General features: G+C 74.1%; 20 protein-coding genes. 8 read left to right on the forward strand and 12 right to left on the reverse strand.

Annotated features, from left to right (window positions below; translation table 11 throughout):
- The first annotated feature begins 504 nt into the window (after positions 1-504).
- Together IE287_RS36220 and IE287_RS36225 are read left to right on the forward strand one after the other, a co-directional pair.
- Positions 505-1,017, forward strand: a complete 513-nt coding sequence (locus IE287_RS36220; RefSeq protein WP_189853666.1) for a hypothetical protein — start codon at positions 505-507, stop codon at positions 1,015-1,017.
- A 337-nt stretch (positions 1,018-1,354) separates the two neighbouring features.
- Positions 1,355-1,627, forward strand: coding sequence for a chaplin (locus tag IE287_RS36225; protein ID WP_189853667.1), 273 nt, complete (start codon positions 1,355-1,357; stop codon positions 1,625-1,627).
- A 91-nt stretch (positions 1,628-1,718) separates the two neighbouring features.
- On the opposite strand, the gene IE287_RS36230 is transcribed toward IE287_RS36225, so the two are convergent.
- The gene (locus tag IE287_RS36230; RefSeq protein ID WP_189853668.1) at positions 1,719-2,585 is read right to left on the reverse strand and encodes a tyrosinase family protein; all 867 of its coding nucleotides are present in this window, start codon (positions 2,583-2,585) and stop codon (positions 1,719-1,721) included.
- Positions 2,569-2,964, reverse strand: coding sequence for a tyrosinase family oxidase copper chaperone (locus IE287_RS36235; RefSeq protein WP_189853669.1), 396 nt, complete (start codon positions 2,962-2,964; stop codon positions 2,569-2,571). Before IE287_RS36235 ends, IE287_RS36230 begins: the two co-directional genes overlap by 17 nt.
- Before the next feature lie 151 nt (positions 2,965-3,115).
- Here IE287_RS36235 and IE287_RS36240 point away from each other — a divergent pair, with 151 nt between their 5' ends.
- From IE287_RS36240 to IE287_RS36250, 3 genes are read left to right on the forward strand one after another with little or no spacing between them, the layout of a single operon-like run.
- Complete coding sequence (locus tag IE287_RS36240) at positions 3,116-3,619, forward strand: DUF5949 family protein (RefSeq protein WP_189853670.1); 504 nt, start codon at positions 3,116-3,118, stop codon at positions 3,617-3,619.
- 17 nt (positions 3,620-3,636) lie between these two features.
- Complete coding sequence (locus IE287_RS36245) at positions 3,637-4,296, forward strand: vitamin K epoxide reductase family protein (RefSeq protein WP_189853671.1); 660 nt, start codon at positions 3,637-3,639, stop codon at positions 4,294-4,296.
- Between the two features lies 1 nt (position 4,297).
- Positions 4,298-5,323 carry a glycoside hydrolase family 26 protein gene (locus IE287_RS36250; RefSeq protein WP_189853672.1) on the forward strand — a complete coding sequence of 342 codons (1,026 nt, stop codon included), beginning with the start codon at positions 4,298-4,300 and terminating at the stop codon, positions 5,321-5,323.
- Here the strand turns inward: IE287_RS36250 and IE287_RS36255 are convergent.
- Both IE287_RS36255 and trhA read right to left on the reverse strand, forming a co-directional pair.
- Positions 5,289-5,885, reverse strand: a complete 597-nt coding sequence (locus IE287_RS36255) for an acyl-CoA-like ligand-binding transcription factor (RefSeq protein WP_229883973.1) — start codon at positions 5,883-5,885, stop codon at positions 5,289-5,291. The genes IE287_RS36250 and IE287_RS36255 overlap by 35 nt on opposite strands.
- Before the next feature lie 35 nt (positions 5,886-5,920).
- Positions 5,921-6,619 carry a PAQR family membrane homeostasis protein TrhA gene (gene trhA / locus IE287_RS36260; RefSeq protein WP_189853674.1) on the reverse strand — a complete coding sequence of 233 codons (699 nt, stop codon included), beginning with the start codon at positions 6,617-6,619 and terminating at the stop codon, positions 5,921-5,923.
- A gap of 197 nt (positions 6,620-6,816) precedes the next feature.
- Between trhA and IE287_RS36265 the strand changes: the two genes are divergently transcribed.
- Positions 6,817-8,634: a phosphoenolpyruvate carboxykinase (GTP) gene (locus IE287_RS36265; RefSeq protein WP_189853675.1), complete on the forward strand. Its 1,818-nt coding sequence runs from the start codon at positions 6,817-6,819 to the stop codon at positions 8,632-8,634.
- A 155-nt stretch (positions 8,635-8,789) separates the two neighbouring features.
- On the opposite strand, the gene IE287_RS36270 is transcribed toward IE287_RS36265, so the two are convergent.
- From IE287_RS36270 to IE287_RS36295, 6 genes are all read right to left on the reverse strand, one after another.
- A complete protein-coding gene (locus tag IE287_RS36270) occupies positions 8,790-9,380 on the reverse strand; it encodes a hypothetical protein (protein WP_189853676.1) in 591 nt (196 codons plus the stop codon).
- Positions 9,367-10,944: a substrate-binding and vWA domain-containing protein gene (locus IE287_RS36275; RefSeq protein ID WP_189853677.1), complete on the reverse strand. Its 1,578-nt coding sequence runs from the start codon at positions 10,942-10,944 to the stop codon at positions 9,367-9,369. The genes IE287_RS36270 and IE287_RS36275 overlap by 14 nt, the downstream gene beginning before the upstream one ends.
- Positions 10,941-12,221: a toxic anion resistance protein gene (locus tag IE287_RS36280; protein ID WP_189853678.1), complete on the reverse strand. Its 1,281-nt coding sequence runs from the start codon at positions 12,219-12,221 to the stop codon at positions 10,941-10,943. Before IE287_RS36280 ends, IE287_RS36275 begins: the two co-directional genes overlap by 4 nt.
- Complete coding sequence (locus tag IE287_RS36285) at positions 12,218-13,342, reverse strand: hypothetical protein (RefSeq protein ID WP_189853679.1); 1,125 nt, start codon at positions 13,340-13,342, stop codon at positions 12,218-12,220. Before IE287_RS36285 ends, IE287_RS36280 begins: the two co-directional genes overlap by 4 nt.
- 151 nt (positions 13,343-13,493) lie before the next feature.
- Complete coding sequence (locus IE287_RS36290) at positions 13,494-13,883, reverse strand: SCO4983 family protein (RefSeq protein ID WP_189853680.1); 390 nt, start codon at positions 13,881-13,883, stop codon at positions 13,494-13,496.
- A 70-nt stretch (positions 13,884-13,953) separates the two neighbouring features.
- Positions 13,954-15,186, reverse strand: a complete 1,233-nt coding sequence (locus IE287_RS36295; RefSeq protein WP_189853681.1) for a pyridoxal phosphate-dependent aminotransferase — start codon at positions 15,184-15,186, stop codon at positions 13,954-13,956.
- Positions 15,187-15,293: 107 nt separating this feature from the next.
- Between IE287_RS36295 and IE287_RS36300 the strand changes: the two genes are divergently transcribed.
- On the forward strand, positions 15,294-15,743 hold the full coding sequence (locus IE287_RS36300) for a hypothetical protein (protein ID WP_189853682.1): 450 nt from the start codon (positions 15,294-15,296) through the stop codon (positions 15,741-15,743).
- Between the two features lie 102 nt (positions 15,744-15,845).
- Positions 15,846-17,207, forward strand: coding sequence for a polyprenol phosphomannose-dependent alpha 1,6 mannosyltransferase MptB (mptB, locus tag IE287_RS36305; RefSeq protein WP_373307976.1), 1,362 nt, complete (start codon positions 15,846-15,848; stop codon positions 17,205-17,207).
- 37 nt (positions 17,208-17,244) lie between these two features.
- Here the strand turns inward: mptB and IE287_RS36310 are convergent, their stop codons facing one another.
- Both IE287_RS36310 and IE287_RS36315 read right to left on the reverse strand, forming a co-directional pair.
- A complete protein-coding gene (locus tag IE287_RS36310; protein ID WP_189853684.1) occupies positions 17,245-18,885 on the reverse strand; it encodes an N-acyl-D-amino-acid deacylase family protein in 1,641 nt (546 codons plus the stop codon).
- Between the two features lie 11 nt (positions 18,886-18,896).
- Positions 18,897-20,165 carry an amino acid deaminase gene (locus IE287_RS36315; protein ID WP_189853685.1) on the reverse strand — a complete coding sequence of 423 codons (1,269 nt, stop codon included), beginning with the start codon at positions 20,163-20,165 and terminating at the stop codon, positions 18,897-18,899.
- Positions 20,166-20,297: the final 132 nt, after the last annotated feature.

A 20,297-nucleotide genomic window follows, 5' to 3' on the forward strand; every position in this document is an offset into this window, starting at 1 on the left:
ACGAAGCCCCCGACGGAGCCGCCGACGAAGCCCCCGACGGAGCCGCCGACGAAGCCCCCGACGGAGCCGCCGACGAAGCCCCCGACGGAGCCGCCGACGAAGCCGCCCACGGAGCCGCCGACGAAGCCCCCGACGGAGCCGCCGACGAAGCCTCCCACCCATCCCCCGGGCGAGTGCGAGGAGCCGCCGCCCGGCGAGGAGCCGGAGCCCGGGTGTGAGCCCACCACACCGCCCACCAAGCCGCCGCACGGTCCCGAACTCCCCGAAACGGGCAGCGATCCCGCCCTGTGGGGAGCGGCCGCCGTCAGCGCCGCCCTCATCATCGGCGGCACCGTCGTCCAGCTCCGCGGCGGCCGCCTGGTCCGGAGCCGCCGCCACTGACGCGAACGCGCGACCGGCGTGACGTCAACCGAGGCCCCCGCCTTCACCGGCGGGGGCCTCCGGCATTGCTGCACATGGGGGAACCCCGCGCGACGTTTCGGCCAAGAGGCTCGTTCACCCGGCATGACTCTGCGCTCTCACGCCGGCATGGGCCTCCTCATGACCGCGCTCGCCTCCGCCGCCATGGTCGCTCCGGCCGCCGCCGTCGAGGCCCCGGTGATGCTCCCCCTCCAGGGCCTCGAACCGGTCCTGCCGATGGACGCCCCCACCGTCGCGACCGGCGTCCCGGTTCCGGTCCCCGGTGCCCCCACCGGCTTCCAGAAGGGCCTCGGCGCACTGCCCGACGTGACCCTGCCGAGCGTCCCGCTCACCGGCACCCTGCCCGAGACCGTCGTGGACGCCCCGCTCCCCGAGCTCCTGGAGGGCGGCGAGCCGGGCAGGGCGCTTCTCTCCTCCCCGCACTCGGAGATGGCCGCAGCCACCCCCGGCGCCACCCTCGGCAATCCCGTGGAGGCCCCCCGCGGCAACGGCCTGGCCGGTCTCCCCGACCTCGCGCCGCCGCGGCTCGGTCTCGTCGCCCCCACGCTGAGCGGTGCCCTCGACTCCCAGCTCGGCCTCGCCCCCGAGCGCGGCTGAACGCCCCCATCGCCCCACCCGCCCCATTCCGGAATTCTGTACGAACGCGGTCCGCGCGGGTGAAGACACGATTCTTCCCCGCTACCGCAAGGGTCTTCCGTCGTTGCACCGGAAGGCTTGTCGCATGGCCGCGGCCCGCGGTCCGGTGTGTCGCCCGTCGTATCCGACGGCGGGCGGCCGTCGGGCCGCGGGCCACTTCTTCTTCCGCCCCCCGGGGAATTTTTCGATTTCCCCCTCACCGTTCGGCCCAAAGGCCGTGACCCGGCCCGTGATACCGCGTTGAACGGAAGTGACGGCCGTGATCCCTGCGGTCGCTCGACCCATTCAAGGAGTTCTGATGTCTCGCATCGCCAAGGCTGCCGCCGTTCTGGCCGGCACCGGTGCCGTCGCCCTCAGCGGAGCCGGCCTGGCCGTCGCCGACTCGGGCGCCGAGGCCGTCGCCGCCCACTCGCCCGGTGTCGCCTCCGGCAACGTCGTCCAGGTCCCGGTCCACGTCCCGGTCAACCTCTGCGGCAACACCGTCAACGTGATCGGCCTGCTGAACCCGGCCTTCGGCAACAGCTGCGCCAACGTCGACGCCCCGCACGACAACGGCGGCTACGGCGGCTGAACCGCCCCCGCGTCTCCCCCGGCGTCCCCCCGGCCCCACCAGGGCCGGGGGGACGCCCGCGTCCGGGGCCGTCCCCCCGGCCCGAGGGCCGTCAGGCGTACCGGTAGATCAGGGAGTGGTCCGTCATCTCGGCCGGCGTCACGCCCCACGGCGCCATCGGCTGGTGCCGGGCGACCACCTTCCGGTACTGGGCGTCGCCCAGCGGCGGCGGCTCCGCCGGCAGGTACGCCGCCCCCGGATTGCGCGCCTGCCACCGCGACCACACCAGGTCGACGAAGGAGTGGTGCAGCCAGAACACCGGATCGTTCACCGAGCCGCCGCCCAGCATCAGGCCGCCCACCCAGCGGTGCACCCGGTTGTGGATGCGGAACCGCTCGTTGCCCGAGCCCGGCGCCCACCCCTCCAGCCGGTTGCGGAACCCCGAGGGACTGGTCGAGTTCCACGGGGCCGTGTCGTACGCCCGCTCCCGCATCACCTCGTCCAGCTGGGCCGTCGTCGGCAGCGCGACCGGATCGCGCGGACGGCCGAAGTCCCTGGTCAGATAGGTGATCTCGGTCATCGCGTGCCGCACCGTCCACTTCCCCCCGGCGTAGGCGAAGGGGCCGGTGGTCACCTGGAGGTCCGAGCGGCGTCCGTTGCCGCCCATGAAGTCGTCCGCCCAGATCGAGGACGCCGGCGTGGAGTCCCGCGTCCAGTCCCAGTAGGGGACCGTCACCGTCGCGTCGATCCGGCGCAGCGCCCGCTCGAACTCCAGCAGGAACTTCCGGTGCCAGGGCAGGAAGCTCGGCGCCATGTGGGCGGTCCGCAGCCGGCCGGCGCCGTCCGCCGTGTAGTGGTCGATGTGCATGCGGACGAACTCGTCGTACCCGCCGCGGCGCTTCAGTTCGAGCACCGCGGCCACGAACCTCCGGCGCTCGGCCGTCGTCAGGTCGCGCTGGTTCTTACGCGTGTACACCACGCGGGTTCCCTCCCGTCGGGTCGGAGTGGAGGCCGTGCCCCGCCGCGTACCGCGAGAGCGGGGCCGGGCCCGCCGCGTCCACCGCCGCGCGGGTGGCGGCGAGCGGCGTCGGACAAGACTCGTAGTGGTCGAGCGGACTCACCCAGCCCCCGTCCGCGCACCGCATCAGGTGCAGCGGCCGGCCGTCCACCAGGGCCACCGGCTCGCCCCCCGGACCGGTGAGCCCGCGGATCCTCCGGCCCGCGTACATCTCGTCGAAGGCGTACGGGTCGGTCGCCCCGGGCGCGCGGGCGGCGATCCGGCCGAGCGCGCCGCCGGTGGCGGCGGTGACGGCCAGCGCGAAGAGGGACCGGAGGGCGACACGGCGCGGGAAAGGCATCGGCGATCTCCTGTGCGTCGACGAGGGGGCCTCAGGGCACAACGATGAAAACCCGTGTTCGTTGCGGCCGGGAGTTCGAGCGGGCGAATGTCGGCCGGATGAGTGAATTCGGTGCGGGGAAAGGGTGGTTGCCCCACTAGCATCCCCTTCCATGACCACTCCCCACGTCCTTTCCGAGACGCGCAGCGTCTCTCCGCTGGGCACGCTCACGGTGATTCCGTGGTCCAGCGAAGTCACCGAAGACTCCGCCGGCACCCCTTTCCTCATGGCGTATTCGCTGGGTGACGGCCGCGACGGGCCGGAGGCCGGTCAGCAGGCGATGCGGGCCGCCCTGGAGTCCATGAACCTCTCCGTCGGCGACCGGCTCTTCGACCTGGAGAAGGACGCCGGGATCAGCGCCACGCTGCTCGTCGAGGCCGGGACCGCGGTGCTCACCCTGCCCTTCCTGAAGGTGCAGTGCCCGGTGCCCCCCGAGTGGCAGGCGGCCGCCCGCGAGACCGGCAAGGTCTACTTCCTCTGCTCGGTGCGCCCCTGGGCCGAGGGCGTCCCCGGGCAGCCCGTGGACGAGGACCGGCTGCGCGCCTTCGTCTCCGACGAGGAGATGCTCGCGGAGTGCGCCCACGTCCTGCTGCCGGTCCGGCGCGTGCAGGGCTGAACGGAAGGGGCGGCGCGATGACGACGCTCGGGGTACGGGGCGGTGTGCCCGGCCAGCGGCGGGAGGACGGTCCGGCGCAGACCGGCCGGCAGGCGGACGGGACGGTCGGCGCGGGCCGGGCGCTCGGCTGGCTGCTGGTCGTCACCGGGGCTGCCGGGATCCTGGCCGCGTGGGTGATCACGATCGACAAGTTCAAGCTCCTGGAGGACCCGGGCTTCCAGCCGGGGTGCAGCCTGAACCCGGTCGTGTCCTGCGGGAACATCATGAAGAGCGAGCAGGCGGCGGTCTTCGGCTTCCCCAACCCGATGCTCGGCCTCGTCACGTACGGCGTCGTCGTCGCCGTCGGGGCCGGGCTCCTCGCGGGGGCCCGCCACCGCGGCTGGTTCTGGCTCGGGCTGAACGGCGGGATGCTCTTCGGCGTCGGCTTCTGCACCTGGCTGATGCAGCAGTCGCTGTACGAGATCAACGCGCTCTGCCTGTGGTGCTGCCTCGCCTGGGCGGCGACCATCACCATGTTCTGGTACGTCACCGCGCACAACGTGCGCACCGGGGTGCTGCCCGCCCCGGCGGCGGTGCGCGGCTTCCTCGGCGACTTCGCCTTCGCCCCGCCCGTCCTGCACATCGGGATCATCGGGATGCTGATCCTGACCCGCTGGTGGGACTTCTGGACCGGCTGAGGTGAGCCGGTCCCCGACGTGGCCGCGGGCCGCACTCCCGGTGCTGCTCGCGGCCGTCCTCGTGCTCCTCGTGCTGCCCGGGCGGCTCGCGCCCGGCGAGCGGCCGGGGCAGCGGACGGAGGAGGCGACCGCGCCCGCCCCCGTGCCGCTCTCCCGGGTGCCGTCCGGCTTCTTCACCGGCTCCGACGAGGAGGGCGTGCGGCGGATCTCCGGCGTGGAGGGCTGGCTGGGCGGCGGCGAGCTGCGGGTCGGGCACACCTATCTGCCGGGCGACCGCTGGTCCAACATCGAGGGCCACCCCGCGCTCTTCGCGCCCTGGGCGGAGTGGAAGGCCGGGCGGCCGGGGCGGCTCTTCGTGCTGAACGTGCCGATGATGGACCGCAACGAGGCCGGACTCACCGACGCGGAGGTGCGCGCCGGGCTGCGGCGCGGCGCGGCCGGCGCCTTCGACGCGCACTTCGCGGCGCTCGGCGAGCGGCTGGTGGAGCACGGTCTCGGCGACGCGGTCCTGGTCCTCGGCTGGGAGATGAACGGCACCACCTACGGGCACCGCTGCGGGCCGGACCCGGCGGCCTGGAAGGCGTACTGGCGGCAGGTGGTCGGGGTGCTGCGCGGGACCGAGGGGCAGCGCTTCCGCTTCGACTTCACCCCGAGCCGGGGGCGGGACGCGGTGCCGTGGCCCGAGTGCTACCCGGGGGACGACGTCGTCGACATCATCGGGATGGACGCCTACGACCAGCCCGAGGGGGTCTCCTTCGAGGAGCAGGTGGGCGAGGAGTACGGGCTCGCGCACCACGTGGCCTTCGCGCGGGCGCACGGCAAGCCCGTCTCGTACCCGGAGTGGGGGCTCTTCCGGAACGGGGACAACCCGGCGTACGTGCGGGGGATGCTCGACTGGTTCGCCGCCCACCGGCCCGTCTACCAGACGGTGACCGACTACTGCCCGCACGGGGTGTGGGGGTGCGCGGACAATCCGCGCTCGGCCGAGGTGGTCAGGGGCGCGCTGGGAGCGCCGGCCCGGCCTTGAGGGTGTCGACCGTGCGGTGCAGCAGCGCCATCAGGTCCTCGGCGGAGCCGCGCTCGGCCCAGTAGAGGGTGGCCTCGCGCAGGGCGCCGAGGACGGCCGCGGTGAAGACCCTCACCTCCAGGTCGTCGGGGGCGCGGCCGGTGCGGTCGGCGAGGGCGCGGGCGAGCCGGCGGCCGGTCTCGGCGGTGGTCTCGGTGAGCCGGGCCCGGACGGCGGGGGTGCCGGCCATCAGGCGGGCGCGGAGCCGGATCTCCTCGGGGTCGGCCTCCAGGGTGGTGCCGACGGCCTCGACGAGGACCGCGCGGAGCGATTCGAGCGGGTCCTCGCCGGCGGGGCGGGCCCGCAGCAGGTCCTCCAGCCGGTCGTCGCGGTCGTCGGTGAGGACGATGTCCTCGCGGACCGGGAAGTAGCGGACCACGGTGGAGGGGGAGACCTCGGCCTCGGCGGCGATGCGCTCGATGGTGGCCGCCTCCCAGCCGTGGGCGGCGGCGATCTCCCGCGCCGCCCGGCGGATCGCCGCCCGGGTGCGTTCCTTCTTCCGTTCCCTCAGGCCCTTGGACACGGGGTCATTCTGCCCGGTCGGAACCGGTCGGGCGGTCACGCCTGGTAGGCGACCAGGGAGATGCCGACGTAGTGGACGATGAAGGCGGCGAGGGTGAGGGAGTGGAAGACCTCGTGGAAGCCGAACCAGCGCGGTGACGGGTTGGGGCGCTTCATGCCGTAGATGATCCCGCCGGCGCTGTAGAGGAGGCCGCCGACGACGACGAGGACCAGGACGGCGATGCCGCCGGTCCGCATGAAGTCGGGGAGGAAGAAGACGGCGGCCCAGCCCATGGCGATGTAGCAGGGGGTGTACAGCCAGCGGGGGGCGCCGACCCAGAAGACGCGGAAGGCGATGCCGGCGAGCGCGGCGGCCCAGACCGCCCACATGAGCGGCTTCGCGGTGGAGTCCGGGAGCAGCAGCAGGGTGAGCGGGGTGTAGGTGCCCGCGATGATCAGGAAGATGTTGGCGTGGTCGAGGCGGCGCAGGACGGCCTCGCCGCGCGGGCCCCAGTCGCCGCGGTGGTAGAGCGCGCTGATGCCGAAGAGCAGGCAGGCCGTGAGGACGTAGATCCCGCAGGCGATGCGGGCGCGCGGGGAGTCGGAGAGGGCCACCAGGACCAGGCCCGCGACGATCACGGCGGGGAACATGCCCGCGTGCAGCCAGCCTCTGAGCCGTGGCTTGATCGGGAGCGACGGGGCCAGGGCGGTCGGAACGGGCTCGACCGGGGTCACTTCCGGCGTGGCTGCAGTCATGACACCGCATCGTACCTACGCCCCCGTAGGTCCTCGATACGAGTGGCGATGCTCACGTGTGCACCCCCCTGGACATATGGGCGTTTCCATCGGATGATCAAATGAGTGCGGTCGGCACCGGATGAGCAGCTACGACGCATCCGGGTCGCAGCCCCCACGGGGCATACAGCGAACACACCCCTCGACAAGGAGCAATCGTGGCGCGCGACAACGCGGCTCCCCTTCCCACCCAGCACCAGGAGCTCGTCTCCTGGGTGAACGAGATCGCCGAGATCACCCAGCCGGACAGCATCGTCTGGTGCGACGGCTCCGAGGCCGAGTACGAGCGCCTCTGCGAGGAGCTCGTCGCCAAGGGAACGTTCACGAAGCTCGACCCGGTGAAGCGCCCGAACTCCTACTACGCTGCCTCCGACCCGACCGACGTCGCGCGCGTCGAGGACCGGACCTTCATCTGCTCCGAGAAGGAGGAGGACGCGGGCCCGACCAACCACTGGAAGGCCCCGGCCGAGATGAAGGAGCTCTTCGCCGGCTCCGAGGGCATCTTCCGCGGCTCGATGAAGGGCCGGACCATGTACGTGGTCCCCTTCTGCATGGGCCCGGTCGGCTCCCCGCTCTCCGCCATCGGCGTCGAGATCACCGACTCCGCGTACGTCGCGGTCTCCATGCGCACGATGACCCGCATGGGCCGGGCGGTCCTCGACGAGCTCGGCACCGACGGCTTCTTCGTCAAGGCCGTCCACACCCTCGGCGCCCCCCTCGCGGAGGGCCAGGAGGACGTGCCGTGGCCGTGCAACTCCACCAAGTACATCTCCCACTTCCCGGAGACCCGCGAGATCTGGTCGTACGGCTCCGGCTACGGCGGCAACGCGCTCCTCGGCAAGAAGTGCTACGCCCTGCGCATCGCCTCCGTCATGGCCCGTGACGAGGGCTGGCTCGCCGAGCACATGCTCATCCTCAAGCTCACCCCGCCGCGGGGCGAGGCGAAGTACGTGGCCGCCGCCTTCCCGTCGGCCTGCGGCAAGACCAACCTCGCCATGCTGGAGCCGACCGTCCCCGGCTGGACCGTGGAGACCATCGGCGACGACATCGCCTGGATGCGCTTCGGCGCGGACGGCCGCCTCTACGCGATCAACCCCGAGGCCGGCTTCTTCGGCGTCGCCCCCGGCACCGGCGAGCACACCAACGCCAACGCCATGAAGACCCTCTGGGGCAACTCCGTCTTCACCAACGTCGCGCTCACCGACGACGGCGACGTCTGGTGGGAGGGCATGACCGAGGACCAGCCCGAGCACCTCACGGACTGGAAGGGCAACGACTGGACGCCGGAGTCCGGGACCCCGGCCGCCCACCCGAACGCCCGCTTCACCGTCCCGGCCGCCCAGTGCCCGACGATCGCCCCCGAGTGGGAGGACCCCAAGGGCGTCCCGATCTCCGCGATCCTCTTCGGCGGCCGCCGCGCCTCCGCCGTGCCGCTGGTCACCGAGTCCTTCGACTGGAACCACGGCGTCTTCCTCGGCGCCAACGTGGCCTCCGAGAAGACCGCCGCCGCCGAGGGCAAGGTCGGCGAGCTGCGCCGCGACCCCTTCGCCATGCTGCCGTTCTGCGGCTACAACATGGGCGACTACATGGCGCACTGGGTCAAGGTCGGCGCCTCCGCGGACGCCGCCAAGCTGCCGAAGATCTACTACGTCAACTGGTTCCGCAAGAACGACGCCGGCCAGTTCGTCTGGCCCGGCTTCGGCGAGAACAGCCGCGTCCTGAAGTGGATCGTCGAGCGCCTCGACGGCAAGGCCGAGGGCGTCGAGACCCCCATCGGCGTCCTGCCGACGAAGGACTCCCTGGACACCGACGGCCTGGACCTGGCCGACGAGGACCTGGAGTTCCTGCTCACCGTCGACAAGGACGTGTGGCGCGAGGAGGCCGGCCTGGTCCCCGCGCACCTGGAGACCTTCGGCGAGCACACCCCGAAGGAGCTGTGGGACGAGTACCGCGCGCTGGTCGAGCGCCTGGGCTGATCCCGCGGCGGCACCGAGACTCGTGGTGGGCTGCCCCGACATTCCGCCCTGACCAGTGGGGTCACGACGGTCCACCACGACGCATCCGGCCCCCGGAGCCCCCTCAGGCTCCGGGGGCCGGCGCACGTCCGCGACCCGTCCGCCCGGGACGGGCCCTAGAGGCCCCGGTCCTCCAGGTAGCGGGTGTGGGCCCGCTGGCGGAGCTCCTCCGTCTCCTGGAGGGCCGCCGCGAGGGCGCCCGCCTCCTCGCGCAGCGCGGCCAGCTGCCGCGCCAGGTGCCGCTCGGGCGGTTCCGAGCCCGGGGCCACCCGGGACCACCAGCGGGTCCGCACGAAGGCGTCGACCGCCTCCGGCACGTCCTGGCGCACCGCGCGGGCCAGCACGTGCAGGTGCTCCGGATCGCTCACCCACCCCGGTTCGAGGAGCGCGTCGAGGAGCGCGGCCAGCTCGTCGAGCGCCTCCCGCGAGGCCTCCGGCAGCTCCACCTCGGCCAGGTACCCCCGCAGGGTCGCGAGGTCCTCGCGCAGCGACTCCAGCTGCTCGTCGGCGCTCGGGAAGGCGGGGGCGCCGGGCCGCTCGGGCGGGGCGATCAGCGCGCCCGCCGCGTACAGGCCGGCCACCACCAGCGGCCAGAGCGCGCCGGCCGCGCCGGTCGGGACGAGGCCCAGGCCGGCCAGGCCGCAGACGCAGCCGGTGAGGTTCTTCCGGGACTCCGCGTACCGGAGCACGGGGTTACTGGTAGCCACGGATCTCCTCGAAGGCGCCGTCCAGGGAACCCCGCGTGGCGTCGAAGAGCCTGCCGCCGGTCAGCTCCGCGATGCGGTCCAGCTCGGTCCGGTCGGAGTCGCCGAAGAGGACCGGGAAGACCGGGGTGCGCCGCTGCCCTTCGGACAGCCCGCGGAAGAACGCGTCGAAGTCCGCGCCCGCCATGCCGTCGGTGTTCTCCCCGTCGGTCATGAGCACGATCGAGGTGAAGGTGTCGCGGGGGGAGGCGCCCAGGCTGCGGTAGGCCTCCGCGAGGCTGGAGTAGACCGCGGTGCCGCCGGAGGCGGTGAGCCGCCCGGCGTCGACGCGGATCGCGTCCCGGGCCCTCGCCGGATCCCGCGGGTCCACCGTGTACGTGTGCACCTCGCCGGTCTTCACGGCGGTGCCGAAGGGCATCAGGGTGACCTCCTCGCGGTCCCGGAAGTCGTCCGTCAGCTCGGACAGCGCCTCCTTCAGGCGGGTCAGCCGCTCTCCGCCCATCGAGCCGGAGGTGTCCAGGACGTAGACCGTGCGGGAGGGCCGGCGGAGCGTGTTGTCGTACGCGTCGAGCAGGCCGTCGGCGACGGACCGGCTGCCGGGGAAGGGGAGCTCCCGCCGCACCTCGCGGTCGAGCCGGGGCGACGGGTCGACCCCGGCGACGACCGGACGGCGCAGGGTGGTCCCGGTGATCCGGCGCTGCGCCTCGGGGGTGCGCAGATAGGTGGTGAGGCGCCGGGCGGACTCCTTGGCCGCGGCCGGGGCGGCGGTGAGCAGGGTGAGCGGGTAGTCGGCGGTGACCACGCCGTCGGAGGGGCGGATCACGGTGAGTTCGCCGGGCGCGGAGAGCAGCACCGACTCGTAGTTGACGAGCGCGTCGACGTCGGTGCGCCGGGCGTACGCGGTGGCGAGCCAGCCGGAGGAGCCGGAGGTGAGCTTCTGGCCGGCGAAGAACGCGCGGAGCTTCGGCGTCGCCCGCTCGACGTCCTCGTCGCGGAGCGCGGACTGGGCGCCGGAGAGGCCCGAGGCGACCGAGACGAGCGCGGAGAATCCGGAGTGGGAGCGCTTCGGGTCGGTCATGCCGTACGTCAGCTTCCCGTCGGCGACCGCCCGGTGCAGCTGCGACCAGGTGACCTTCGCCGGGTCCCAGCCGAGCCGGGCGACGGTCCCGGGGCGGACGCCGAGCGCCACCGGGGAGGTCATCACCGGGGTCTCGCCGGTGATCCGGCCCGCGGTGTCGGGACGGAGCCGCAGGTAGTCGTTGGAGGAGAGCCAGACGGCGTCGTACTCCTTCTCGGCCCGGCCGGAGGCGATCTGCTCGACGGCGTCGAGGGTGCCCGCGTAGGTGGTGCGGACGGTGACGCCGGTGGCCCGGCGGGCCTCCTCCAGGACCGTCGTCATGTCGGCCAGCTCGGAGGAGGCGAGCACGCGGAGGGTGCCGGGGGCGCCGGGGGAGGCCGTGGGGCCGCCCGTCGAGGTGTCGGAGGAGGAGCAGGACGCGGCCGTGGCGGTGAGCGCCAGGGCGAGGGCGAGGCCGGCGAGCGGCCGCCGGAGGGTGCGGGTCCTCATGCGGAGGGGCCGCCTTCCCGGACGTCCGTGCGGCGGCTTCGGTCCACGTGGGCGCTCGCCTCCCGGAGCTCGGCGGTGAGGGAGGTGACGGTGGCGGCCATCGCCTCGGTGGCCCGGACCTTGTACGTGTCGATGGCGTCGAGCGTCCGGTAGATCTGCTGGAAGGCGGTGCGCAGGGTCTCGGCGCCGACCGCCGGGTCGGCTGCGATCCGCTGGATCTCGCCCGCCTGGCCGGCGAGCAGTTCGGCGTTGCCCCGGATCAGGTCCTCGGTGGTGGAGCGGAGCACGTTCACCTGCTCGGTGACCTTGCGCTGGTTCTCCAGGGCGGAGGCGAGCACGACCGCGATCCGCAGCGCCGACAGGGTCGTCGTCGCGGCCCGGTCCACGCCCTTGATCAGCTCGTCGTTGTTCCGCCGGACCACGTCCATCGCCAGGTATCCCTGGGCGCAGACGGCGAGCTGGGTGAGCAGGTCCTGGTGCTTCTGGCGGACCGGGAAGAGGACGTCGGCGCGGAGCGCGTCGGCCTCGGCCGGATCGCCGGTGCCCGCGATCCGCTCCTCCACGGCCGTGTCGAGGGCCTCGGTGAGGACGGCGAACTCCTGGAGCCTGCCCATGGTCTCCCAGAGCCGGCCCCGCTCGGTCTGCAGGGCGGCGTTGTCGCGCCGGAGTTCGTCCTGGCCGCCGCGGAGCGCGCCGACGATCCGGTTGAGGGTGGCCTGGGAGGACGCGTACCGGGCCACGTGGTCGCGGAACCTGTTGCCGCCGGGCAGCTTCGCCAGGAGGCGCCGGGCGCCCCGGCCGGGGGTGTCGCGCGGGTCGAGGTCCTCGACGGTGCGGCGCAGTTCCACCAGGGAGGAGCCGACGCGGGCGGAGGCGTCCCCGCCGCCCCGGCCGAGCGTGCGGACGGTGCGGTCCAGCATGCGGTGGGACTGCTGGGCGGCGGCCCGCATCTCGCCGTCGCCCAGCCCCGTGATCTCGCCGATGCGGCCGGCGAACTCCGGCGAGCGCGGGTCGAGTCCGGCGAGCGAGCCGACGTACTCCGCCGCCCGGCGGTCCATCTCGGCGCGCACCGACGCGTCCAGGGGCACCAGGCCGGAGGCCTGCTCGGCGCGGATCGCGGGGGGCGGCGCGGGCGGGGTGAGGACGAGCGGGGCGTCGTGCCCGGGCGGGGCCAGGAGGAAGGTGCCCTCCGGCGGCCCGGCGTAGGGGTTGCGGGTCGGTGCGGCGGCGTGCGGGCCGCGCTGTCCCGCGGTGCGCGGGTCGGTGTGCTCGGTCATGCGGTGTCCCCCTGGTCACGGGCCCGCCGCGCCATGTCGCGCAGCACCGCGCCGGTGGGCACGGGCGCCTGGCGGACTCCGGTCAGTGTCTGGTTGAGGTATTGGCCGTGCTTGCCCGCGGCCTCGGCGAACTCGGGCGAGGCGCCCTGCGGCCGGAAGCCGTGGCGGACGGCGAGGCGGCGCAGCTCCGGGTCCTCGGCGAGCAGCCGGCCCAGCTCCCTGCCCCCTTCGGTGAGGGGGACGAGGGTGTGGTCGCTGTTGACGGTGGTGTCCGGGTAGAGCACGACGAGGTCGCCCATGGGCCGGTCGGCGATGAGCTGGGAGGAGACCTGGGACTCGTAGACGAGGACCAGCGGGTTGCCGACGCCGCTCACGAAGTCCCGGAAGGGGGCGTCGGAGTTGGTCTGCTGGGCGCCCTGCACCTGGGTCAGCTTGCGCAGCAGCGGGGCGGTGCGGCCCACGGCCTCCTTGCCGTCGGCGACCCGGCCGCCGTCGGCGACGTAGCTCGCGGCGGCGAGGTAGAGGGCGCCGGAGTTGGAGGCGACCGGGTCGGTGGAGGTGATGAAGAGCGTCCCGCTCAGCTCGGCGTGCCGGTCGGCCCCCTTGAGCTGCTGCCAGGTCCGGTCGGCGCGGACGGCGGCCAGGTAGGCGTCCATCCTCAGGATGCCGCTGGTGCCGCGGGCGTTGAGGGTGGCGAGGCCGTTGCCGGCGAGCACCCGGGCGGCGTCGCTGTGCGCGACCACCACCAGCGGCGAGTAGAAGGGGCGCAGCGGTGCGGCGAGGGCCTTGTCGGCGGCCGCGGCGCGCAGCTCGTCGGCCGGTCCCTTCGAGGACGGGAAGGCGAAGTCGTATCCCTTGAGGGGGAGTTGCTCCATGTCCCAGGACCCGGAGGTCTCGGTCGCCACGGTGAGGCCCCGGGCGTCCAGGGCCTTCACGACGTCGGGGTCGGTGAAGAACTCGCTCTTCTCCGAGCCGATGACTCCTCGCACGGTCTTCGTTGCCGTGCCCTTGTCCTGTTCGCCGCCCGCCACGAGCACGACGGCCACGCCGCCGAGGAGCAGGACGGCCAGGACGATTCCGAGAATACGTCTCACGCGGGCAGAGTGCTCGCGGAAACCCACATTCCAGGGGGAGTCGGGTGGACGGGTGGTGAAGTGACGATCCCGGTAGGGAACCGGAGGCACGGCCACCGGTGGGCCGGGCGGCCGGGCGGCCGGGCGGGGGGTGGAGGGCGCCCGGGCCGCGCGGTTCGTGCCGCGCGGCCCGGGGCCGTCAGGGGGCGGCGACCAGGGGGGACCCGGTCAGTGCCGCGGTGTGCGCGTCCATGCGCTCCGCCGCGAGGATCGCGGCGGAGGTGTCCGCGCGGGAGGCGGCGACGACCAGGGCGCGGCCCGCCAGGGCGTGCGCCTTGCGGTGCAGGGCCTCGGGGGAGGCTCCGCTCAGTCCCGCGTGGCGGGCGGGCGGCGCGCCGCGGAGGCGGGCCACCTGCCGGGCGATCAGCTCGCCGCCCTCGCCGTCGCCGAGCTCGTCGGTCACGGCGAGGAGGGCGGAGAGATGGCCGGCGAGCTGGATGTCCAGCTCTTCCTCGCGGGAGCGGTGCGGATACGCGCCGGGGTCGTCGGCCGTCGTGTGGACCGACTTGGTGCGGATCGGTTCGTACATGGGGACGGCCTCCTGACTGCTCGGAGACCAGCCTATCTTAGAATCTGTCTAAAGTTGACTCGGATCCGGTTCAGACCGGCCCGAGGACGGGGCAAGGCTGGCTGTAGCCGTCCAGGAAGCGCCCGATCCGGGTCACCGCGTCCGTGAGGTCCGCGACCGACGGCAGGGTCACGATCCGGAAGTGGTCCGGCTCGTGCCAGTTGAAGCCCGTCCCGTGCACCACCATGATCTTCTCGGCCCGCAGCAGGTCGAGCACCATCTGCCGGTCGTCCTTGACCTTGTAGACGTCCGGGTCGAGCCGCGGGAAGAGGTACAGCGCGCCCTTCGGCTTCACGCAGGTCACGCCCGGGATCGAGGTCAGCAGCTCGTACGCGGTGTTCCGCTGCTCCAGCAGCCGGCCGCCCGGCAGCACCAGGTCCTCGATCGACTGCCGCCCCTGGAGCGCGGCGGCCACCGCGTGCTGGGCCGGCATGTTCGCGCACAGGCGCATGTTCGCGAGGATCGTCAGCCCCTCGATGTACGAGGAGGCGTGGTGCTTCGGGCCGCAGACCGCGAGCCAGCCGGAGCGGAAGCCCGCCACCCGGTAGTTCTTGCTCATCCCGTTGAAGGTGAGGCAGAGCAGGTCCGGGGCGATCGCGGCGGTCGGCGTGTGGGTGGCACCGTCGTAGAGGATCTTGTCGTAGATCTCGTCCGAGCAGATCACCAGCGAGTGGCGGCGCGCGATCTCGGTGAGCGAACGGAGCATCTCGTCGTCGTAGACGGCCCCGGTCGGGTTGTTCGGGTTGATGATCACGATCGCCTTGGTGCGGTCGGTGATCTTCCGCTCGATGTCCGCCAGATCGGGCATCCAGTCCGACTGCTCGTCGCAGCGGTAGTGCACCGCCGTACCGCCCGCCAGGGAGACCGAGGCCGTCCACAGCGGGTAGTCCGGGGCCGGGACGAGGACCTCGTCGCCGTCGTCGAGCAGCGCCTGCATCGACATCTGGATGAGCTCCGAGACGCCGTTGCCGAGGTAGATGTCCTCGACGGAGAGGTGGATGCCCTTGGTCTCGTAGTGGCTCATCACCGCCCGGCGGGCCGCGAGCAGGCCCTTCGCGTCGCCGTAGCCGTGCGCCTCCGAGAGGTTTCGGAGGACGTCCTCCAGGATCGCGGGCGGACACTCGAAGCCGAAGGCGGCCGGGTTGCCGGTGTTCAGCTTGAGGATGCGATGACCCGCGGCTTCGAGCCGCATCGCCTCTTCGAGCACCGGGCCGCGGATTTCGTAACAGACGTTGGCGAGCTTCGTGGACTGGATCACCTGCATGACGAGAGCTTACGGCGGAGGGGCGGGCGACGCCTCGTGTTCTCGGACACGTGGGGCGTCGGGGCGCCGGGCGAGCACCCCCGCCGTGCTCCCTACAATGCGGGGCCATGAGCTTCGAGGACCCTGACAGACGCGCGCGCGGGCGCCGCCGGCACGCCTCCGTCCGCCGGGGGCGCGGGGCGGTGTGGCTGGCCGCCGTCGGCGGGGCGGCGGTGCTCGGCCTCGGCGCGGTGGCGCTGACCGGCGCGGGCGGTTCCAAGCGGCCGGCCGAGCGCGAGACCGACGGCGGCGGCCTGCCCGCGCTGATCCGAGCGGACCCGGCCGAGAGCGGCACGACCCCGCCGGCCCCGAGCCGCGGCGCGATCCTCCCGCCCGCCCCCGCCCCGTCCACGGCCCCCGCCCCCGGGCCCTCCTCCTCGGCCCCCTCGGCCCCCTCCGGCCCCTCCGCCCCGGCCCCGGCCGGGGCGACCGACCCCACCGCCGCGCCCGCCCCCTCCGGCGACACCCCGGCCGACAAGCCCGGCCGGGGCCGGGGCAACGGCAAGGGCCCGCGCTGAGACCGGGCCCGGGGCACCTCGGCACCCGGGGTAGGTTGGCTGGTCATGTGGGTTGTGAGTGCTTCCGGATGCCGGTGGCTGGGGGCGGGCGGATCGCTCGCCGTGGCCGTCGGGGGGTACGCGGCCGGGGCGCTGCCCGTGGTCGGCGGGGCCCCGCTGTGGGCGCCGCGGGCGACCGGGACGGAGACCGCCGGTGCCGTCCTGGCGGCCCTCGGACTGACCCTGCTCGTCGCCGCCTGGTGGCGGTACGGCGTGCTGCTCGCGCGCGGGACCGCCGGGGGCGCGCTCGGGACGCTCGCCGCGTGGGCCGGGCCGCTGCTGCTCGCGCCGCCGCTGCACAGCGCCGACGTGTACAGCTACATCGCGCAGGGCGCCATGGTCCTGGAGGGGCACGACGTCTACGGCGCCGGGCCCTCCGTGCTCGGCCCCGGCGAGCTCGGGGCGGACGCGGCGGCGAGCGTCGGCGGGAACTGGACCGACACCCCGGCCCCGTACGGCCCGGTCTTCCTGCTGGTCGCCGAGGCCGTGGTCAAGCTGACCGGCGGGGCCGTCGTCCCGGCCGTCCTGCTGCTGCGGCTGGTCGCCGTCGGCGCGCTCGCGCTGACCGTGTGGGCGGTGCGCGGCTTCGGGCGCGGGGACGGCGCCCTGTGGCTGGCCGTGCTCAACCCGCTCTTCCTGGTGCACGTCGTCGGCGGCGCGCACAACGACGGACTCATGATCGGCCTGATGCTCGGCGGGGTGCTGCTCGCCGTGCGCGGCCGGTGGGTCCTCGGCAGCGCGCTCGTCGGCTGCGCCGTGATGGTGAAGTCGCCGGCCGCCGTCGCGCTCCTCTTCATCGCGGTGGTCGTCGCCCGGAGGAGCACCCCGGTGAAGGGGCTGCTGCTTCCCCCGGCCGTCGCCGGCGCGGTGGCCGCCGCGGCGAGCCTGCTCGCCGGGACCGGCTTCGGCTGGCTGGGCACGCAGTCGGTCGCCGGGGCCATCCACACCCCGCTCTCGCTCACCAGCGACCTCGGCCTCGCGCTCGGCACGCTGGCCGCGGACGACCCCGCACCGGTCAAGGGCGTGGTGCAGCAGCTGGGGCTGCTCGCCGCCGCCGCGGTCATCGCGGCCCTCGCGTGGCGCGCCTACCGGGGGCGGATCGACCCCGTCCTCGGCCTCGGATACGGACTGGTCGCGCTGGTCGTCCTCTCGCCGATGGTGCAGCCCTGGTACCTGCTGTGGGGCACGGCCGTCGTCGCGGCCGTCGCCTGGCGCAGCCGGGGCGGCCAGGTGCTCGCCGTGGTCTCGGCGGCGCTGGTGTACGAGACCCAGCCCGCCGGCCACACCCCCTGGTACGGCTTCGCCGCCGCCGGGGCCGTCCTCGCGCTGGGCCTGCTGTGGCTCCGTCGGGAGCGCCGGCCCGCCGCGGCCGTGCCGCTCCCGTCCGGCGCGCGCGACCACCGCGCGGCCGGAGCCCCGGAGTAGGCCCGCGCCGCGCCTCCACCGGACCCGTGCAGGAGCCCTAGGAGGGTCCTCCCGGCGGGAGCCGGCGTCCCCGCGGCGGCGTGCGACGGATCGCGCGGCCCGCGAGGGCGTCCGTGCGGCGCCCGTCCTCGATCACGAAGCGCCCGTCGACCAGCACGTGCGGGATGCCGACGGGGAGCGTGCGGGGGGAGTCGTACGTGGCTCCCGACGCGACCGTCGCCGGATCGAAGAGCACCAGGTCCGCCACGTACCCCTCCCGCACCAGCCCCCGGTCCGGCAGCCGCAGCCGGGCCGCCGGGCGCGAGGTCAGGTGGGCCACGCACTCCTCCAGCGACAGCACGCCCTCCTCGCGCACGTAGCGGCCCAGGTACTCGGGGAAGGTGCCGTAGGCCCGCGGATGCGGCTTCGCGCCCTGGAGGATGCCGTCCGAGCCGCCGGTGTGGACCCGGTGGCGCATGATCGCCCGGACGTTCCCCTCGTGCCCGACGTGCTGGAGGATCGTCGTCCCGAGCCGGTCGGCGAGGAGCAGCGCCCGGGCCTCCTCCCAGCCGGTGAGCCGCCGGCCCACCCGGTCCGCCAGGGACGGGTCGGAGACGCCCGACACCTCGACCGTCGCCCAGTCGGCCGGCACCCCGTGGCAGCCGTCCGAGCCGGTCACCTCCAGGTCGTGCCGGATCCGCCCGGCCGTCGCCCCGTCCGCCAGCCGCGCCAGCACCGCGTCCGGGCCGCCCTCCTGCGCCCAGGACGGCAGCAGGGCGAGCAGCGTGGTGCAGCCCGGGGTGTAGGGGTACGTGTCGAGGCTGATGTCGCCGCCCGCGTCCAGCGCCCGGTCGAGCAGGGCGAGCAGCTCCGGCGCCCGGCCCTCGTTCTCCCCGAAGTTCATCGTGGCGTGGGCGAGGTGGAGCGCGCAGCCGGCCTCCCGGGTCAGCGCGATCATCTCCTCGTAGGCGCGCAGCGCCCCCGCCCCGTAACTCCGGTGGTGCGGGCAGTAGTAGCCGCCGTAGGACGCCACCACCCGGCACAGCTCGGTGAGCTCGGAGTCGGGGGCGTACATGCCGGGGGTGTAGGTGAGGCCCGAGGACATGCCCACCGCGCCCTGCTCCAGGCCCTCGGCGACCAGCCGCCGCATCCGGTCGAGCTCGGCCGGGGTCGCGGGCCGGTCCTCCCAGCCCATCGCGTACATCCGGACGGTGCCCTGCGGCACGAGGTAGGCGGCGTTCACCGCGATGCCCTCGCCGCCGTGGGCCCCGTCGAGCCGGTCCAGGTACTCGCCGACCGTCCGCCAGTCGAGGTCCAGGCTCGTGTCGCCGGGGCCGCCGCCGTTCCAGCCGGCGATCGCCCGCCGGACCTCCTCGCGGGTGCGGTCGTCGACCGGCGCGTACGACAGTCCGTCCTGGCCCAGGACTTCGAGGGTCACGCCCTGCGCGGCCTTCGCGCTGTGGTCCGGGTCGCGGAGCAGCGCCAGGTCGCTGTGGGCGTGCATGTCCACGAAGCCGGGGGAGAGGACCAGGCCCTCCGCGTCCACGGAGCGGCGGGCGGTGGGCCGCCGGCAGCCCGCCGCCGCGGCCTCCCGCACGATCGAGACGATCCGGCCGCCGGCCACGGCCACGTCGGCCCGGTAGGAGGGGGCGCCGGAGCCGTCGACGACCTCGGCGTCCCGGAAGACGAGATCCATCATCCCCGGCCCCGTCAGAAGAAGGTGCGGACGTAGTCGACGACCGTGCCGTCCGCCTCGACCAGCGGGATCAGCTGCCACTTGTCGAAGGAGGTGCACGGGTGCGACAGGCCCATCCCGACCCAGTCGCCGACCTCCACCTCCGCGCCCTCCTCGGTGCGCAGCCAGGCGTGCTGGTCGGAGAGGGCGGTCACGGCGACCCCGTCGGCCGGGCGGACCGCGCCGGTCCGGGCGGAGCGCACCACCTGCGCCTCCGGGAGGTGGAGGTCGTACGCGGCGTCCCGCTTGCCCGCGTTGGTGAAGGCCTGCCCGGCGGACGGCCGCGAGACCACCTGCGACCAGAGGCGGAACGCCGGCTGGAGGGCGCCCTCCTCGGGGATCCGGTTGAAGGGGGTCTTCTCGCGGTACTGCCCGTCGTCGTGCGAGACGTACGCACCCGAGCGCAGCAGCTTCAGGACGGGGCGGGAGAGCGCGGGGATCTCCGCGAAGACGTCGGCGACCGCGTCGAACCAGGCGCTGCCGCCCGCGCTCACCACGATCTCGTCCAGCTCCGGGGCGAAGCGGCCGTCCTCGTCGAAGGCGGCGGCCAGCCCGGTGAGCCGGCGCAGCCAGCCCCGGACCGAGTCGGCGTCGGCGCCCGGCACCTCGGCCTCGTAGCCGGCGACGCCGACCAGCCGGAGGGTCCCCGTCGCCGCGATCGCCCCGGCGACGGCCACGCACTCCGCCTCCGTGCGCGCGCCGGTCCTGGCCCCCTCGCCGGCGCCCAGCTCGACCACCACGTCCAGCGGCCGGCGGGCCCCGGCCGCACGCAGCGCCTCGTCCATCAGCTCGACCCCGCGCACCGAGTCGGCGTAGCAGACCAGCCGGAACTCCGGGTGGGCGTCCAGCTCGGCGGAGAGCCAGCGCAGCGCCACCGGGTCGACGACCTCGTTGGCGAGGAAGATCCGGTCGACGCCGTGGGCGCGGTAGACCCGCACCTGGTGGGGGACGGCGGCGGTGATGCCCCAGGCGCCGTGCTCGATCTGGCGGTGGAAGAGGACCGGGGCCATCGAGGTCTTGCCGTGCGGCGCGAAGGCCAGGCCGTGCCGCTCGGCGTACTCCTCCAGGGAGCGCAGGTTGTGCTCGACCGACTCGGCCGAGAGCGCGAGGACCGGGGTGGTGAAGCCGCCGGTGAAGAGGGAGCGGCGCTGGGCGGCCAGCTCGCCGACGGTGAGGCCCTCCGCGTCCGGGGGCAGGCCCTTGAAGCGGTGGTCGACGCGCTCGCTCGCCAGCTCGTCCGGCATGAATCCTCCTTCGGCCGTTGCGCACTCTGCAACGTCCATTGCGTATATCGCTCATGGCTGTCTAACATCCGGGCCGAGGCCGGGTCAATGGACCCGGGCCCCGCAGACCCGCGGCCCCGCCGCAGACCGCCG

Origin of the sequence: Streptomyces omiyaensis, assembly GCF_014650895.1 — a bacterium.
Taxonomy (GTDB): domain Bacteria; phylum Actinomycetota; class Actinomycetes; order Streptomycetales; family Streptomycetaceae; genus Streptomyces; species Streptomyces omiyaensis.